A 263-nucleotide genomic window follows, 5' to 3' on the forward strand; every position below is an offset into this window, starting at 1 on the left:
TTCCTCGCGCGAGGCAAAGATCATGCCCAGAACGACCCGCGTGCCGTCCCCTGCGGGGGAAAAGGTCACCGAGGCATCGGCATGTTTCGGCCCGCCTTCGCCCCCGTGCAGCGCGTAATCGATGCGCTTGTTTGGCGCGTAATGGCGGTATTTGTGGTGATTGGGAAAGACGGTGCCATCGGGGGCGATCATGTCAAAGACCCATTCCCCGCCGTCGCGCAGGTCGATGCGGCTTGTGCGGCAAGAGAACCCGTCGGGCCCCC

1 protein-coding gene is annotated in these 263 nt (G+C 64.3%); it reads right to left on the bottom strand.

All coding sequences use genetic code 11. The features are described from left to right. Window positions 1-263 (bottom strand): SRPBCC domain-containing protein (locus tag JI667_RS21735; protein ID WP_206858557.1); only part of this gene is annotated, 263 nt, incomplete at both ends.

Source organism: Bacillus sp. NTK074B, assembly GCF_017303375.1.
Taxonomy (GTDB): domain Bacteria; phylum Bacillota; class Bacilli; order Bacillales; family Bacillaceae_B; genus Rossellomorea.